Below are 16,461 nucleotides of genomic sequence, written 5' to 3'. Positions count from 1 at the left end.
TAAATACACAAAAAGGCGGTTCGCTGTATGCGGACCGCCTTTTTGTGTATTTCAAAAAGCGAATTGCTTTACCAGATAACAGCACGTCTGGTTTCAGCACGAACCATCTTTGCGTCTTCCTTGCAGCCAAAAGCCTCATAGAACTGGGGCATATTCTGGAGCGGACCAATGGTGCGGAACTGACCCGGTGAGTGCGGATCTGTTAATACTAACTGGCGCAAATACTCCGGCCGAGAATTGCTACGCCATATCTGGGCCCAAGCCAAGAAGAAACGCTGCTCTGGGGTCAAGCCATCCACTTTGGTTTTGGGCTTGCCTTCCAGCTGCTTCTGCAAAGCAGTGTAGGCAATGCTGAGGCCACCGAGGTCAGCGAGGTTTTCGCCCATGGTCAGCTTACCATTTACGTGCACTGAGTCGAGAGGCGTGAAAGCATCGAACTGAGCGCCTACGATAGCCGCGCGGGCTTCAAACTTCTCCGCGTCTTCCTTGGTCCACCAGTCGCGCAGGTTGCCTTCGGCGTCGTATTGGCGGCCTTGGTCGTCGAAGCCGTGCGTGATTTCGTGCCCGATGACCGCGCCCATACCACCGTAGTTGACGGCGTCGTCAGCGTTCGGATCGAAGAAGGGCGGCTGCAGGATACCGGCCGGGAACACAATTTCATTCATCGACGGATTATAATAAGCATTTACCGTCGGTGGGGTCATGCCCCACTCCTTGCGGTCGATGGGCTTACCAAACTTGCTTACGTTGTCATTGAAGGCCCAAATACGGGTATTAATGAGGTTCTGAGCGTAGGAGTCACGACTAATATTTAAAGCCGAATAGTCCTTCCACTGATCGGGATAGCCGATTTTCACTGTGAACGCATCCAACTTTTTCTGGGCTTCGGCTTTGGTGGCGGCGCTCATCCAGGTGTTTTTCTGAATGTGCTCCGACATAGCGGCACGCAGGTTCTTTACCATCTCCATAGCCTTTGCCTTAGCTTCAGGCGAGAATGCTTTATCCACGTAGAGTTGGCCGAACGCTTCGCCCAGGGCACCATCGGTGGCGCGCAACATGCGCTTCCAGCGAGGCTGCTGCTGTTTGGCACCGCTGAGCACCTGGTTAAAGCGGAACGACTCATCCACGAATGACTTCGGCAAAGCCTGCGTCATGGAGGTCACGAAGTGCCAGCGCATGTACGTTTTCAGGTCCGCTAGGGGCGTGTCCTTCATAAGACTGCTGGCTTCCTTAAAGAATGCAGGCTGTCCTACGATTACTTCTTTGGCGGCACCCAACTTATTATTAGCGAGCAGAGTAGACAAACCCAGATTTGGGAATTGCTTATTCGCTTCAGCCACGGTCATTTTGTTGTAGTTGGCGTACGGGTCGCGCAACTCCACACGGGCTTTGCTGGCTTTGGCAAGGCGCGTCTCAATGCGCATCACCGTGGCCGCGTTTTTCGCAGCCGTAGCTGCGTTATCACCAGCGAGCTTAAACGTGTTGGTCAAATACGTTTGGTAAGCCGTGCGAATGGCTTTTGAGCGCGCGTCGTCCTTGAGGTAGTAGTCACGGTCGGGCAGGCTCAGGCCACCTTGGTACAGATTGACAGCATATTGAGTGCTAATCTTGTCATCTTGCCCCACGTAAGCTCCGAAGAAGGCACCGGTACGCAGCATTTGATGGCGAGCCACCAACGTTTGTAAGCCTTTCAGATCCTTCACGGCCGCCAAGCGGTCCAGTTCAGGCTTTAGAGGCGTCATGCCCGCTTTTTCGATGGCCATCGAGTCCATGGCCGTGAAGTAGTAGTCGCCTACTTTTTGGGCGTTAGAACCCTTAGCGGCGCTGGTATTAGCAGCGGCCTCGTCCAGAATCTGCCGCATTACGGCGTTGTTCTTATCAAACAACTCATTGAAGCTACCCCACGACGACTCGGCCGCTGGCACGGGGTTGTTCTTCAGCCAATTACCGCTGGCGTACTGATAGAAATCCTGGCAAGGATCAGCCGTTTTATCCAGGTTGGCTACATCCAGCCCTACCCCTTTTACCATGGCTTCTTCGGCTGGGGCGGGAGTAGTGGTGGCAGCCGTGTCGGGGGTGGCGGGCGGAGTGCTGGTGGCGCAGCTCGTCAAAGCTAGCCCGGCCGCGGCTACCATAGCCAGGGTCAGGCTTTTCTGTTTTTTCATAAGTGGGTGGAAATGCAAGAAAAGAGGGGAAATAGATAATTCGGGGAAGAAAGGTAAAGAAAAGCCGGAGCGCAATAGTGAGGCGAGGTATAGTAAGTCACAAAAAAGCCCCCAAATGTTTCTGGGGGCTTTTTTGTGCTTAAAATAAGATGAGCAAATACTTACCAAATGCGAGCACGCTGGTTTTGAGCGCGCACCATTTTGGCATTTTCCTTACAGCCAAATGCCTCATAGAATTGGGGCATATTCATGAGCGGGCCGTTGGTGCGGTACTGTGCCGGCGAGTGTGAATCGGTTAGAACTTGCTGGCGCAGGTACTCGGGCCGAGCGTTGGTACGCCAAATCTGAGCCCACGACAGGAAGAAGCGCTGCTCCGGCGTAAAGCCGTCGTATTTAGGCACGTCGCCGTTCGGATACTTCTTCTTCAGTTGCTTCTGCAAAGCAGTAAAGGCAATGTTCAGGCCGCCGAAGTCAGCGAGGTTTTCGCCCATCGTCAGCTTACCATTCACAAATACCGAGTCGAGGGGCGAGAAAGCGCTGTACTGCGCACCTACCATGTCGGCGCGCTGCGTGAACTTCTCCGCGTCCTCTTTGGTCCACCAGTCGCGCAGATTGCCTTCGGCATCAGACTGGCGGCCGCGGTCGTCGAAGCCGTGCGTGATTTCGTGGCCGATTACGGCACCCATACCACCGTAGTTGACGGCGTCATCGGCCTTCGGATCGAAGAAGGGCGGCTGCATAATGCCGGCCGGAAACACAATCTCGTTTAGCGACGAGTTGTAGTAGGCATTTACCGTAGGTGGCGTCATGCCCCACTCACCCCGATCAATCGGCTTGCCGAACTTGTTCACGTTGTACTTATAATCCCACATGCGAGCGTTCAGCACGTTTTGCACGTACGAATTGCGTGAGATGTCGAGCGCGGAGTAATCTTTCCACTTATCAGGATAGCCGATTTTCACCACGAACGCATCCAGCTTTTTCTGGGCTTCGGCCTTAGTGGCTGCACTCATCCATTCTAGCTGGCTGATGTGCTCAGACATGGCCTCGCGGATGTTGTTGACCATTTCCATGGCCTTCTCCTTGGTTTCGGGCGTGAAAGCCTTATCCACGTAGAGTTGGCCAAATGCTTCGCCCAGAGCGCCGTCGGTGGCGCGCAACATGCGCTTCCAGCGCGGCTGCTGCTCTTTAGCACCCGTCAATACCTGCGTGAAGCGGAACGACTCATCGTTGAATGACTTTGGCAACGCATCGGCCACCGAGGACACCACGTGCCAGCGCAGATAGGTTTTCCAGTCGGCCAGAGGCTCGCTTTTTAGGGCTGTGCTGGCTTCTTTCAAGAAATCGGGCTGGCCTACAATCACCTCTTTTGCCGATCCTACGCCCAGTTGCTGCAACATACCGGGCACGTTCAGGTTCGGGAATTGTTTGCTGGCCTCGGCCACGGTCATTTTGTTGTAGTTGGCATACGGGTCGCGCATCGCTACGCGGTCCTTTGATGCCTTTGCCAACCGCGTTTCCAAACGCATCACCGTGTTCGCGTTCTTAGCGGCGGTAGCTTCATTGTCGCCGAGCAGCTTAAACATATTGGTCAAATATGTCATGTAAGCCGAGCGAATGGTTTTGGAGCGGCCGTCCTCTTTCAGGTAGTAATCGCGGTCGGGCAAGGTCAAGCCGCCCTGCGACAGATATACCGCGTACTGAGTGCTGATTTTGCGGTCTTGGGCCACGCCAGCGCCGAACACAGAACGAGTCCGGAGCATCTGCTGCCGCGCCAACGACGCCTGCAGCCCTTTCAGATCTTTGATGGCCGCAATACGATTCAATTCAGGCTGAAGAGGTTTCAGGCCGGCGGCATCAATAGCGGCCGAGTCCATGGCGGAGGCGTAGAAGTCGCCTACCTTTTGCAGGTTGCTGCCTTTCGTAGCGCTGGTATTGGCAGCGGCGTCTTGCAGAATCTGGCGCATCACGGCCTCGTTCTGGTTGATGAGCCCGTTCCAAGAGCTCCAGCGCGATTCGGCGGCCGGGATGGGGTTATTCTTCAGCCAAGTGCCTGAAGCATATTGAAAAAAGTCTTCACATGGATCTACCGACGTATCAATATTAGCCGGGTCCAGGCCTACGCCCTTCACAACGGGCGCCGCAGTGGTGGTAGTCGCGGTAGTGGTAGTGGTCGAAGCGGTATCCGAGGTGGTCGGTGTCTTCGACGAGCTACATCCGGCCCAGGCAAGACTTGCCGCGGCCACGGCGGCCAACGTCAGACTGTTGAGGTTTTTCATATGAACTTGGATGAGTGAAAATGAGGTTGAGGCAAGAAAGATAAGTGAAAGCGTCCAAACAGATGAAGGCTTAATTCTATTCTTCCGACTTGAAAAGCTATACACTATGCGGTTTTTCCTTGTTCCCGCTGCCCCCAATTCCGTACTTTGCTATCTATGCCGCCCCTCTTCAATCGTCGCTCCGAGCCAAATTTGCCCCCAGCCGACCGCCACTGGCTTTGCCGTTGGCCGAGTTGCTGTTGCGCGTAAAACAAACGCTCACCGAGCGCTTTGCCGAATCGTATTGGGTTATCGCTGAAATCGCGGAGCTAACCCCGCCCCGCCACGACGGCGCTCACTGCTACCTTACCCTCACCGACCAGCATCGTACCGGCCGCGGGGCCGAGCTGAAGGCTCAGGCCCGCGCCACTATCTGGAGTCAGCGCTTTCAGACACTAGCCCCGGCTTTTTATGAGGCTACCGGCCAGGAATTGCAGCCGGGCCTAAAGGTTATGCTGCGGGTGCAAATCAAGTTTCACGAGCAGTATGGTCTGAGCTTGGACGTGCTGGCTCTTGATCCCACCTATACCGTCGGCGACCTGGCCCGCCAGCGCCTCGATACTGTGCGCAAGCTCACGGCAAAGGGGCTGCTTGAAAAGCAGAAGCGACTGCCGCTGGCTATTGGTCCGCAGCGCTTAGCTGTCATTTCTTCGCCAACGGCCGCTGGCTTTCAGGACTTCATGCAGCAGCTCAGCGAGTCGGTGTTTGATTTCTCCGTAACGCTGGTGCCAGCTTTGATGCAGGGCACGGAGGCACCGGCCAGCATTCGGGCGGCCTTGGACCATATTCGGCCCCGCCGGCGCTACTTCGATGCGGTGGTCATTATCCGGGGTGGCGGCGGCAAAACTGATTTGCTGGCCTTCGACGATTATGGATTGGCGGCCGCAGTGGGTGCTTTCCCGTTACCTGTAGTTACCGGTATTGGCCACGAGCGCGACGAGGCGGTAGTGGATCTGACGGCGCACACGGCCCTAAAAACGCCTACGGCCGTTGCTATTTTCTTTCTGGACCGCCTGGCTCGCCTCGATGCTGCTTTCGACGGCTACGCGGCGCGTATACAGGAGTTGGCTTTCGAGCAATTACAAACCGCTGACGATCAACTCCGACGCCTCGCCCGGCACACACAGCAAGCAGCCCAAACGCAGTTTGCCGAGCAGCGCACCTTGCTGCATCAGCGCATCCGACAGGCAGCCACGGCACCGCGGGCACAGCTGCGGCAGCAGCATCGCCTTCTGAATCGGACGCGTCATTCAGCGCAGCGGGCGGCCCAGCAGGCGCTGGCTGGTCAGCAACGACAACTGCGCACCTTCGGCCGGGCGTTGGCCCAGCGGTTTCGGCGCCATCAGCAGCGCCGCCAACTGCACCTGCTGCGTAAGCGCTACCAGTTGCAACTGGCCGCTGAGCGCCTATTGCATCGCACTGAGCTACGGCTGGCACAATTGCGGCCCACAACTCAGCCTGAAGCACTGGGGGGCTTTTTGGCTAATTCCGCAGTTGTATTTCCACCGCAGGACTCTGCTTTCGGCTAAATTTCTACTTGTAGGCTAGCTTGTTGATGCAATTAGCCCATACGGTTATTGCCATTTGCCCTTAAAAAAGCCTCCCAGCTTTACATTTATCTCTGTTCCCGCACGGCTAGCCTATTTTGGTCAACGCCGCTCTACACATTCCCATGACAAACAACCTAACCTACCGCCAAGCTATCGAAGAGTTGGAAACCATTTTGCGCGCCCTCGAAACCGATACAGTGGATGTAGACGACCTAACAGCGCGTGTTCAACGCTCTGCTGAGCTAATTCGACTGTGCAAGCAAAAGCTCCGCAATGCGGAGTCGGCTATCGACCGCGTGTTTGAGAACCTAGATGAAGAAGACGAGTTGGATGAGGATGTACCAGCTGACGACGACGACGAGCCCGCACCTCGTGTTGTGCCTAGCGGTAAGAGTCCGCGCGTGCGTCCTACGGCCCCACCTCCCCAGTTACCCGGCGAGCTACCTTTTTGATACGACTACCAGCACTATTCGATAAAGCTAGCTTGCGCCCAGCCTGAGAAGCGCGGGGGTATGCTCGTCTTTATTTTGGTGATTAGAGAAGCCGTGGGTTTCAAACCAATAGCCTGTCGCTATATTTGAATTCGCTACTACGCCCAATTTCTACTTGGGCAATTTTCTCTCTTACCCACATCTATTTTCTTCAATTCTAATGGAAGTTTTAAAAGATCCCTTCGACCCCAAAGCCGGGAAAAAAATCAAGTCCAAAGAAGCGGCACGCTGGACCAAGAACTATCGAACCAACCCTGGCAAGCAGGAAGAAACGCTGACCTTGGCCCATTACTTTGGCAAAGAGTTTCTACTGAGTATTTTGAACGAAGATGCTTGCGCTGGCTTACGCATCTACCAAGCCATCGATGATGAGGGCGCAAGCCGCTTGTTGGTAGTCGGGGTTGATGCCAAAGGCAAGGATCTGATTAGCCCCATTGATGACGACGGGGATGGCGCCGTGGGCGATACCCCTATGATGTGCCCTGATAATTGCGACCCAAATAGTCCGCTGATGCAGTAGCATTGTCGTTATTTACTACCAATCAAACTACTATGGACTCTTGGGCGCGGCTTCATCTCGTTAATCGGGTTTTAGAGGCCGCGCCTTTGTTGCCGTTTGCGGTGGCTTTTCTAAGGCGGCGCAATATTCCGTATAAGCTCAAGCCAGTCTACTACTACATTGGCGCCGAAGCATTTTTCTTTTTTTTAGATAGAATAAGTCGACTTACAATTCGTAACAATATCTATATCTATCACTTAGGCACGCTTCTATTCGTCTTTTTTTTAGCTCAGACTTACCGCCGCCTTCTACCCCCTGGGCGCGTTCGAGCTGCTATTCCGATAAGCTTAGTTTTCTTTTCAGTAGTTGCCTTCCTAGATGCTACTTTTTTGAGTGGCTTCTTCACTCTTCTCAATGCTAATTCGCATTCTTTCGGCTGCACTATCCTTATTGTTTTGGCATTGGTTCATATTTCCCATTTAATCAACTCATCACCTTATACTGCACTGGAAAAACAACCAGACTTTTTTTTAAGTGTGGCGGTGCTGATGTACAGCTCATGCTCCATTATTTCTTTTATAGCTGTCAAAACGATCTATTCATCCGACTATGACAGACTTACAACGCTGTATCTGGACAGGCTTTTTACTACGCCAGATGTTCTGCTGTTTGCCATTGCTATGGCCTTATTAGCGTGGATGTTCACTTTCTATCCACTTAGCACGCCTCCGCGCCGCGCCCTACCTAAATGGCTGCATTACAGTAGTTGGCGCCCGCGCCCTTTCCGCTTGCTGTACCAACCACTTATGGAGCAATTACAGAAGGAGGAACTGCAAAAGCATTGAGCATTTAACCTACACTCTTACTTACCTTTATGCATACGATGGGGGACTTTTCTCAGTATCCTTGACTGTTGTTTTAATCTAATATCTCCCCTCCCGCTAAGTACGTATCCATTAGTAGATGGTGCGACCTAGTGAAGCTGTCCATTATGTCGAAGGAGCTTATTGCCCTCCTGCTTATCACACCCATTCTGCTGCTGCTGGCGGGCGGCATTGTGACGTTCGTGATTCGGGATCAGCGGCGGCGCCTACGACAGCAACTGGAGTTGCAGCGGATGCGCGAAGATGGTCAGCAGCAAGCCCTTGAAGCAGCACTCCTTGCCCAGGAAGAAGAACGCCAGCGCATTGCCGCCGATCTGCATGATGGGGTTGGCACCACGCTGGCCATTGCCAAAATGCATCTGCACTCTCTCGGAGACCCTAATCGCACCAAAGAAGCCACCGACCTGCTCGACCAGGTGATTACGGAGGTGCGTCGCATTTCTCGTAACCTGCTGCCGGCCGCCCTACAGAAGTTTGGACTACCCTTCGCGCTTGATGCGCTGGCTCGCACCGTGCCGCCTGATGCGCGAACCAAAGTATATATCGACCAAGACGGGACCCCGCGGCGTCTTGATCCGGGGCTGGAATTGATTGTGTATCGCATTGCGCAGGAGTTGCTGGGTAATGGCCTCAAACACGCGCAAGCCGACACGTTGCGCATTGCCGTTAACTTTCAGCAGCAGCAGCTCAGCTTGCATTATAGTGATGACGGAATAGGATTTAATCCTATTGTAAACGAGACAATACCCTCCCCCGGCACCCGTACTGGGCTGGGACTTACCAACTTACGAAGCCGGGTGGCCGTACTGCGCGGAACCCTCCACCATGAGTCTGCACCGGGAGATGGCACTCGTGTTTGGATTACACTCCCGATTCCCTATCTTGTTACCGATCAGGCAAATATCAATGCATCTCTCCATGAATAGTAATATAATTCGCGTCGCGGTTGTCGATGACCATTTGTTATTTCGCAAAGGTTTACGGGCACTGGTAAGCGGATTTGCCGGTATGGAGGTTCTCTTCGAAGCCGGCGACGGGCAGGAACTTCTGGAGCGACTAGACTTTGGAGTAGTGCCCGACGTGATTCTGATGGATCTGCAGATGCCTGTGCTCGATGGTCTGCAAACAGTTCGTCTGTTGCGAGTTCAATATCCGTATGTGCGCGTCATTATCATTTCTATGCATGACGAGCCGGAGCTGATTGAAAATTTGCGGGCGGAAGGCGCGCATGGCTACCTGCTCAAGAACGCGAATCCGGAGGAGGTTCGTAAAGCTATTGAAATGGTTATCCGTCAGAAGACATCTCGCCCTACTTCTTTGGTTAAGCATTGATTCCAGACAAGATATAGTATTGCTTCAGCAAAAAGCCCCCCAGATACTTTCCGGGGGGCTTTTTTGTTCTCCTATTATGAAGCATGACTAAAGCAGTTCCTGAGCCGGGTCCCAGAAGAGCTTTTTGAAGTTCTGCACCTGGTCGTCTGCTACCTGCACGCCTTCGGCCTCCAGCGCCTCCTGCATAGCAGTAGGCGTAGCGAAATGATGGCGCCCCGTAAGCAACCCGTTCCGGTTGACGACGCGCTGGGCCGGCACTTGCTCTAGTCCGCGGGCTGGTACAGCAGCAATGAGAGCATATCCCACCATGCGCGCGCCGTGGCGGGCGCCCAGGTAGTGCGCAATAGCACCATACGTACTCACCCGACCGGGCGGAATCAGACGCACGACCTCATGTACATCCTGAAAAAAATTACGCTGAGTGTCCGCCGGTTCTTTAGGTGTTTTCATAGAGCAAAGTAAATGGAAAACTTCATCCTAATCGATCCTCAAAACAAGCTCAGCAGTAGTAAAAACCCGCTTTTTATACTAACCCGACCTCCCTTCCAGTCGTACCATAGCATGTGAGGCTCCCCGGAACCTCGCTTTCTATCTCCAACCCATCCAACTTAACAAACTGCTATGTTCGACAAACTAAAAAGCCTCGACGATTTATTAGAAATGCAACTCAAAGACCTTTACAGCGCCGAAAATCAGTTGGTGAAGGCATTGCCCAAAATGGCTGCCGAAGCTAAAGATGGCCGGTTGCGCCAAGGATTCGAAAAGCATCTCCAGGAAACGCAGAACCAGGTAGCCCGATTGGAGCAAATTGGTAAGGCCATGGACCTAAAACTAAGCGGCCACACCTGTAAAGCAATGGAAGGCTTGATTGCAGAAGGCAAGGAAACGATGTCGGAAAACGCAACCGATGAAGTAATGGACGCTGCTCTGATTGCGGCTTCCCAGCGCATTGAGCATTACGAAATTGCTGGCTATGGCACCGCTGCTCACTACGCCGAGCGACTTGGTCATAGCGAAGCTGCTTCATTGCTCCGCCAGTCGTTGCAGGAAGAGCAGATGACCGACACTAAGCTCAACGACTTAGCGAAGAACTACCTGAACCAGAAGGCGATGTAAGCTTTCCAGATATTTTTACAAAAAAAGCCTGCAACCTGCAGGCTTTTTTTGTGTCATAAGTGGCTAAGCGAACCGTTCTTAAAATGGTATTAATAGCCTTGGGGGGCAAAATAACGTTACAGACATTGTGTTTGAAACACCTATTTACTCTTTTACAGCGGCCGCGACTAAACTTACTAAGGGGCCACGGCGTTCATATACATCGCTGCCCCAAAAGGTCTTTATACCACTGATACTGAGTTGGGAATAGCTCCCTCACCACATGCAAACTAAGGAGAAAGAAGTACTTGTGCCCGAAGTAGAAGAGTCGCGCCCCGGGCGCAGAATACTCTGGATTGTATTGACCATAGCGCTCATAGCGGCTGCGGTATTTGTTAAGATGCGCTATTTCCCTTCTCCCACAGCAGGGGGCAAAGGAGGTCCGGGGGGCAAAAGTGGCCCAGGTGGCGGAGGCGGTGGTGGTCGCGGAGGTGCCGGTGGCGGCGCGGGCGCTAAAGCTCCCGTGCAGGTATACGTGGTGCAGGCCACTAACTTATCCGATCAGGTAGCGGCCACGGGCTCCGTCCTTCCCGATGAATCGGTGGTTATCAAAAGCGAGCTATCGGGCAAAATCACTAGCCTGAATATTAAGGAAGGCCAGCCGGTGAAGAAAGGCCAGTTGCTTTTCAGTATCAATGCCGATGAAGCGCAGGCCGCTATTCGCAAGCAGGAATACAACATTAAGCTTTACCGCGACCAGGAGCGGCGCCAGCGCACGCTCCTGGAGAAAGAATATATCAGTGCCCAGGAATATGAGCAGGCGAATAATCAATACCTCACGGCTCAATCGGACCTGCAAGCGTTGCGCGCTACTCTCGACCGCGCTTTCGTGCGCGCGCCCTTTGATGGTGTGCTAGGCCTGACCACGGCCACAGTAGGTACTTATGTGAGTCCCGGTTTTGAAATTACCACCCTTTCCCGCGTGCGGCCCGTCAAGATTGACTTCGCCGTGCCCGGTCGCTTTGCCAATAATGTTCGCGTGGGCGACGTAGTAAGCGTGACCGACGAAAGCACCAATAAGCAGTACGATGCTAAGGTGTACGCCATTGACCCTCAGATTGACCCCGTTAGCCGCACCCAGCCTGTGCGGGCCCGCTACTCCAACACCAAGGATGAGCTTCGCCCCGGCGCTTTCGTAAAAGTAAACCTGAAGCTCGGCGAATCGACGGATGCGTTGCAGGTACCGACTGAGGCCGTTATTCCGGAAGCGAGCGGCTACAGCGTGTACACCGTGAAGAACGGAAAAATGGTCCCCAAGAAGGTGAAAATCGGTATTCGCTCGGATAAAGTGATTCAGATAACCGACGGCCTGGCCGTGGGCGACACTGTTATTCGGACTGGTATTCTGCAAGTGAAGCCCGGCGACGCCGTGCGCGTGATTAAGTAAGCCTACTTCTGCTTTTTAGAAGCGGGGGGCTTTTTTTACTCTTATCATCCTTATGAGCTTATCCTCAACCAGCATAACCCGCCCCGTTCTCGCCATCGTGATGAGCCTTGTCATCGTGATATTTGGCGTAATCGGGTTTCGGTATTTAAGTATCCGGGAATATCCTAGTGTCGACCCGCCCATTATTACGGTGTCGGCCAGTTACACCGGTGCCTCGGCCGACGTAATGCAGGGTCAGGTGACGGAGCCATTGGAGGAAGCCCTGAATGGCATTGCCGGTATCAAGAACCTGACGTCTAACTCTCGCGATGGTCGCACCCAGATTACGGTTGAGTTTGACCTGGATGCTGACCTCGAAACCGCCGCCAACGACGTGCGCGACAAGGTTTCGGGTGCCCAAGGCCGCTTGCCCCGCGACATCGATCCGCCCGTTGTAAGCAAGGCCAACGCCGACTCGCAGCCCATCGTGATGACCTATCTCAGCAGCAGCAAGCGCACCTTGCTGGAGCTGACTGACTACGCTAACAATACCCTCAAGGAGCGCCTGCAAACCATTCCGGGCGTATCCGAAATTCGGGTGTATGGCGAGCGTAAATACTCCATGCGTCTCTGGCTCGACCCGGTTAAGCTGTCGGCGCTGAGCGTATCGCCGGTAGATGTGCAGGCGGCACTTACCCGTGAAAATGTGGAGCTACCCAGTGGCGCGGTGCAGGGTGAAAACACCCAGCTTACCCTGCGTACCATGGGCCGCCTAACGTCGGTTGAGGACTTCAATAACCTGATTATCCGCAAAGACGCTTCCTCCTTGGTGCGGCTTTCCGACATCGGCTACGCTGAGCTGTACCCCGAAAACGACCAGACTATTTTCAAAGTGAATGGCGTGCCGATGGTCGGCTTGGCTATTATTCCGCAGCCGGGCTCCAACCAGATTGATATTGCCGACGAGTTTAATAAGCGCATTGAGTTGTACGGTAAGGATCTGCCCGCCGACTTAGTGCTGAAGCCGGGCTTCGACAACTCGGTTTTTATTCGTCAGTCTATCACGGAAGTAGAGCATACTATCATCGAGGCCTTTGTGCTCGTGGTAATTATCATCTTCCTATTCTTGCGCGACTGGCGCTCTACCCTCATTCCAGTAGTCGCCATCCCAGTGTCGTTGATTGGTATCTTCTTCGTGATGTACCTCCTCGATTTCTCCATCAACGTGCTCACGCTGCTGGCTATCGTACTCGCTATTGGTCTGGTAGTAGACGATGCCATTGTGGTACTGGAGAATATCTACTCACGCATCGAGGATGGCGAAGACCCAAAAACGGCCGCTATTAAAGGTTCTGAGGAAATTCTGGTGGCTGTAATCAGTACGACTATCGTACTAGCCGCGGTATTCCTACCGGTAGTTTTCCTGACTGGTATTACCGGACGCTTGTTCCGCGAGTTTGGGATTGTGGTAGCCGGATCGGTATTGATTTCAGCGTTTGTCTCGCTTACGCTCACTCCCATGATGTGCTCGGTGCTGCTGAAGCGCGAGGAAAAGCACAATTGGTTTTACCGTAAAACGGAGCCGTTTTTCGAAAACCTGATTAGTGGTTATAAAAGTAGCCTCGAAACATTTCTGCGTAACCGCTGGCTGGCTTGGCTGGTGGTAGCTGGTACGGGCGTTGGTATCTGGTTTTTCATGGGTGTCATTCCTTCCGAGCTGTCTCCTGTAGAAGACCGCAGCCGGATTAATATCAATGCAACCGGTCCGGAAGGTGCTTCTTTTGAGTTCATGGATCAGTACATGACCGACCTCACCAGAGTAGCCGTTGACTCGACGGGCGCGGAAAACCTAAGCAGTGTATTTGTCGTGACTTCACCAGGTTTTGGTGGTGGCTCCAATTCTGGTATTGCCCGCGTATTGTTGGTTGATGCCGACAAACGCACAGCCAGCCAGGATAAGATTGCAGCTAAACTGACAGCAGGCGTTAAGAGCCTTACAGCGGCCCGCACTTCCGTTTCTCAAGATCAGAGTATCGGTGGCGGCGGTGGTGGCGGTGGTGGCTTACCAGTACAATTTGTTATTCAAACCCAGGATTTCGATAAGCTTCGCACAGCCGTACCTAAGTTTCTAGATGCTGCCCGCCAAGACCCTACATTTCAGTTTGTCGATGTCAATCTGAAGTTTAATAAGCCCGAGTTGCGCATTACTATCGACCGCGAAAAGGCGCAGAGCTTAGGAGTATCGGTGCAGAGTATCAGCCAAACGCTACAGGCAGGCTTGAGTGGACAGCGCTACGGCTACTTCATCCGCGAAAGCAAGCAGTACCAAATAATCGGTCAGGTGGCCCGCGAAGACCGCAACCAGCCGCTGGATGTGCGTTTGCTTTCGGTTAAAAGTGCCGATGGAAAGCTTGTACAGCTCGACAACGTCATTCGCTTGGAGGAAAGCAGCACGCCGCCCCAGTTGTACCGCTTCAATCGCTATAACTCGGCTACGTTCTCGGCTTCCCTGTCTCCTGGCCAAACACTGGGCGACGGAATTGCCGCCATGCAGGCCATTGCTGATAAGCAACTCGACGACACCTTCACTACTGAGCTTTCGGGCGCTTCCCGCGACTTCCAGGAAAGCTCTTCTTCCCTCCTCTTTGCCTTCGGCTTGGCGCTGGTGCTGATTTATCTGGTGCTGGCCGCGCAGTTTGAAAGCTTCCGCGACCCGATTATCATCATGGTGACGGTACCGCTGGCGTTGTCGGGAGCACTGCTGAGCTTGTGGTATTTCAATCAAACGCTGAACCTGTTCTCGCAAATCGGTATCATCATGCTCATCGGTTTGGTGACTAAGAACGGTATCCTGATTGTGGAGTTTGCCAACCAACGCGTGGAACAAGGAGCCGATTACATGACTGGCCTCATAGAAGGTGCTACCGCCCGTTTGCGCCCTATCCTGATGACCAGCTTGTGCGCCATTTTGGGTATTCTGCCGATTGCCATAGCTACTGGCGCGGGGGCACTTAGCCGCCGGGCCATGGGTATTGGCGTGGTTGGCGGTCTGTTTTTTGCTACTGGCCTCACGCTGTACGTAGTGCCCGTGATGTATTCGTATTTCGCCACGGCTAAGAAGCACACCAAAAAGCAGGAAGAGGCCGAGAAAGCCTTAGCCGCCTGATAGTTGCCCCCCAGAATGCTCAGCCGAGGTTTCGGTTGCTGCATATGTCTGATGGCCCACCTTTTTTAGTAGTCTGCCTTTTTGTGGTAAGAATGTCCTTGTTTTCTCGTTCGCTGTTTTTCTCTTTTCTGCTGTTCAGTATTTCGCCGCTGGCGTGGGGGCAACAAGACCAAACGGCGAAGCCCCAAACCGTAGCACCCGCCCCGCCGCTCACCTTGCAGCAGGCTATCCAGATTGGGTTGGAAAACAACTACGGCATTCGCTTGGCTCGCACCGACGAGCAGATTGTCAGCAACAACGTGACTCGGGGCAATGCAGGCCAGCTGCCTTCGGTTAATGGCAACTTCACGCGCAACTTCACTCGCAACAACGTTCGGCAACAGCTCGGCGACCAGGACCCGCGCATTGCCAACGGGGCTGAATCGAACCAGCTCAACGCCAACGTAGCGCTCAACTGGACTGTGTTCGACGGCTTGGGTATGTTCATCGCCTACGACCGTTTGAAGGCACTAGAAAAGCAGCAGCAGCAAATAACCCGCGCCACGATTGAGGAAAGTATTGCCAACATCACCGATGCTTACTACAATGTGGTGCGAGAATCGGGCAAAATTCGCTCTCTGGAAGAAGCGCTCAACATTGGGCAGCAGCGCATCGACCTTACCCAAGGACGCGTAGATGTAGGTGTGAGCGCCAAGGTAGAAGTACTGACGGCGCGCGTTGATTACAACGCTGACCGCTCGCTGCTCTTACAACAGCAAGAATTGCTGTCAGCTGCTAAAATCAACCTAAACAATCTATTGGGCCGCACTACGGTTATTGATTTCCAACCTGTCGACTCCATTGTCGTTACGACCGGACTGAGGGCTGAGGAGATTGTGCAGGGCGTACTTGATAAGAATCCACGGTTGCAACAGGCGCGTTTAGGTGTCGATGTGGCCCGCTATGAACGCCGCCTGATCCGGGCTGACCGCTGGCCTCAGGTAAGCCTGACGAGTGGCTACGGCCTGACACGCAACATCAACGGTGCGGCCTTCTTTGGTACTCAGCTCGCCACCAACGTTAGCCGCAACCAAGGACTGAATTATGGTGTGGTAGCCACTATTCCTATTTTCAACGGCTTCAATCAGCGACGCCTTGAGCAGAACGCCCGCGTGGTAGAAGAGCAGAGCCGTCTGCTCCTAGACCAGACCCGCCTCAACCTTGACGCCGAAACCGAACAAGCACTGGCTCGCTACCAGAATCGTCTGCAGCTACTGGAGTTGGAAGAGGAGAACATTCTGCTGGCTCGCGAAAACGTGAATATTGCCCTCGCACGCTACCGTCTAGGCTTACTCACGCCGCTGGATTTGCGCGTAGCCCAGCGCAGCCAGCTCGACGCCGAAGTACGACTGCTGGATATTCGCTACCAAGCCAAGCAGGCCGAAACAACCCTGCGCCGCCTCAGCGGATATTTGGTGCAGGAAGGCACACCCCGCCCTTAGGTTCAGCCACGAGCATAAAAAGCCCCCCAGTGCTGGGTTTCGGGCTTTAGTACT

13 protein-coding genes are annotated in these 16,461 nt (G+C 53.7%); 10 read left to right on the top strand and 3 right to left on the bottom strand.

Translation table 11 applies throughout. The features are described 5' to 3' along the window. Positions 1-68: 68 nt before the first annotated feature. Positions 69-2,165 carry a M13 family metallopeptidase gene (locus tag G7064_RS17000; RefSeq protein ID WP_166074518.1) on the bottom strand — a complete coding sequence of 699 codons (2,097 nt, stop codon included), beginning with the start codon at positions 2,163-2,165 and terminating at the stop codon, positions 69-71. A gap of 161 nt (positions 2,166-2,326) precedes the next feature. Continuing rightward, a complete protein-coding gene (locus tag G7064_RS16995) occupies positions 2,327-4,444 on the bottom strand; it encodes a M13 family metallopeptidase (protein ID WP_166074517.1) in 2,118 nt (705 codons plus the stop codon). A 119-nt stretch (positions 4,445-4,563) separates the two neighbouring features. On the opposite strand from G7064_RS16995, the gene xseA reads away from it, so the two are divergent. From xseA to G7064_RS16965, 6 genes are all read left to right on the top strand, one after another. Then, a complete protein-coding gene (gene xseA, locus G7064_RS16990) occupies positions 4,564-6,012 on the top strand; it encodes an exodeoxyribonuclease VII large subunit (protein WP_166074516.1) in 1,449 nt (482 codons plus the stop codon). Positions 6,013-6,155: 143 nt separating this feature from the next. Next, complete coding sequence (gene xseB / locus G7064_RS16985) at positions 6,156-6,485, top strand: exodeoxyribonuclease VII small subunit (protein ID WP_166074515.1); 330 nt, start codon at positions 6,156-6,158, stop codon at positions 6,483-6,485. Between the two features lie 199 nt (positions 6,486-6,684). After that, positions 6,685-7,044 (top strand): hypothetical protein, encoded by a 360-nt coding sequence (locus G7064_RS16980; RefSeq protein ID WP_166074514.1) that lies wholly within the window; start codon positions 6,685-6,687, stop codon positions 7,042-7,044. Positions 7,045-7,076: 32 nt separating this feature from the next. Beyond that, complete coding sequence (locus G7064_RS16975; RefSeq protein WP_166074513.1) at positions 7,077-7,868, top strand: hypothetical protein; 792 nt, start codon at positions 7,077-7,079, stop codon at positions 7,866-7,868. A 131-nt stretch (positions 7,869-7,999) separates the two neighbouring features. Further along, positions 8,000-8,833, top strand: a complete 834-nt coding sequence (locus tag G7064_RS16970) for a sensor histidine kinase (RefSeq protein ID WP_166074511.1) — start codon at positions 8,000-8,002, stop codon at positions 8,831-8,833. Continuing rightward, on the top strand, positions 8,826-9,239 hold the full coding sequence (locus G7064_RS16965) for a response regulator transcription factor (RefSeq protein WP_165963637.1): 414 nt from the start codon (positions 8,826-8,828) through the stop codon (positions 9,237-9,239). The genes G7064_RS16970 and G7064_RS16965 overlap by 8 nt, the downstream gene beginning before the upstream one ends. 87 nt (positions 9,240-9,326) lie before the next feature. Here G7064_RS16965 and G7064_RS16960 read toward each other — a convergent pair whose 3' ends face one another. Continuing rightward, positions 9,327-9,689, bottom strand: coding sequence for an MGMT family protein (locus G7064_RS16960; protein ID WP_133273723.1), 363 nt, complete (start codon positions 9,687-9,689; stop codon positions 9,327-9,329). A gap of 171 nt (positions 9,690-9,860) precedes the next feature. On the opposite strand from G7064_RS16960, the gene G7064_RS16955 reads away from it, so the two are divergent. The 4 genes from G7064_RS16955 to G7064_RS16940 all read left to right on the top strand — a co-directional run bounded on the left by G7064_RS16955 (position 9,861) and on the right by G7064_RS16940 (position 16,407). Continuing rightward, positions 9,861-10,355, top strand: a complete 495-nt coding sequence (locus G7064_RS16955; protein WP_133273724.1) for a ferritin-like domain-containing protein — start codon at positions 9,861-9,863, stop codon at positions 10,353-10,355. A gap of 262 nt (positions 10,356-10,617) precedes the next feature. Beyond that, the gene (locus tag G7064_RS16950; RefSeq protein ID WP_166074510.1) at positions 10,618-11,781 is read left to right on the top strand and encodes an efflux RND transporter periplasmic adaptor subunit; all 1,164 of its coding nucleotides are present in this window, start codon (positions 10,618-10,620) and stop codon (positions 11,779-11,781) included. Between the two features lie 52 nt (positions 11,782-11,833). Beyond that, a complete protein-coding gene (locus G7064_RS16945; protein ID WP_166074509.1) occupies positions 11,834-14,926 on the top strand; it encodes an efflux RND transporter permease subunit in 3,093 nt (1,030 codons plus the stop codon). A 92-nt stretch (positions 14,927-15,018) separates the two neighbouring features. Then, the gene (locus G7064_RS16940; RefSeq protein WP_166074508.1) at positions 15,019-16,407 is read left to right on the top strand and encodes a TolC family protein; all 1,389 of its coding nucleotides are present in this window, start codon (positions 15,019-15,021) and stop codon (positions 16,405-16,407) included. Positions 16,408-16,461 lie beyond the last annotated feature (54 nt).

The sequence above is a fragment of the Hymenobacter sp. HDW8 genome, assembly GCF_011305775.1.
GTDB lineage: Bacteria > Bacteroidota > Bacteroidia > Cytophagales > Hymenobacteraceae > Hymenobacter > Hymenobacter radiodurans.
This window is presented reverse-complemented; position numbering and strand designations above follow the sequence as displayed.

Coding starts and splice junctions, on each gene's coding strand:
- G7064_RS17000 (WP_166074518.1), bottom strand. CDS start 2,165: ATGAAAAAACAGAAAAGCCTGACCCTGGCTATGGTAGCCGCGGCCGGG.
- G7064_RS16995 (WP_166074517.1), bottom strand. CDS start 4,444: ATGAAAAACCTCAACAGTCTGACGTTGGCCGCCGTGGCCGCGGCAAGT.
- xseB (WP_166074515.1), top strand. CDS start 6,156: ATGACAAACAACCTAACCTACCGCCAAGCTATCGAAGAGTTGGAAACC.
- G7064_RS16980 (WP_166074514.1), top strand. CDS start 6,685: ATGGAAGTTTTAAAAGATCCCTTCGACCCCAAAGCCGGGAAAAAAATC.
- G7064_RS16975 (WP_166074513.1), top strand. CDS start 7,077: ATGGACTCTTGGGCGCGGCTTCATCTCGTTAATCGGGTTTTAGAGGCC.
- G7064_RS16965 (WP_165963637.1), top strand. CDS start 8,826: ATGAATAGTAATATAATTCGCGTCGCGGTTGTCGATGACCATTTGTTA.
- G7064_RS16960 (WP_133273723.1), bottom strand. CDS start 9,689: ATGAAAACACCTAAAGAACCGGCGGACACTCAGCGTAATTTTTTTCAG.
- G7064_RS16955 (WP_133273724.1), top strand. CDS start 9,861: ATGTTCGACAAACTAAAAAGCCTCGACGATTTATTAGAAATGCAACTC.
- G7064_RS16950 (WP_166074510.1), top strand. CDS start 10,618: ATGCAAACTAAGGAGAAAGAAGTACTTGTGCCCGAAGTAGAAGAGTCG.
- G7064_RS16945 (WP_166074509.1), top strand. CDS start 11,834: ATGAGCTTATCCTCAACCAGCATAACCCGCCCCGTTCTCGCCATCGTG.
- G7064_RS16940 (WP_166074508.1), top strand. CDS start 15,019: ATGTCCTTGTTTTCTCGTTCGCTGTTTTTCTCTTTTCTGCTGTTCAGT.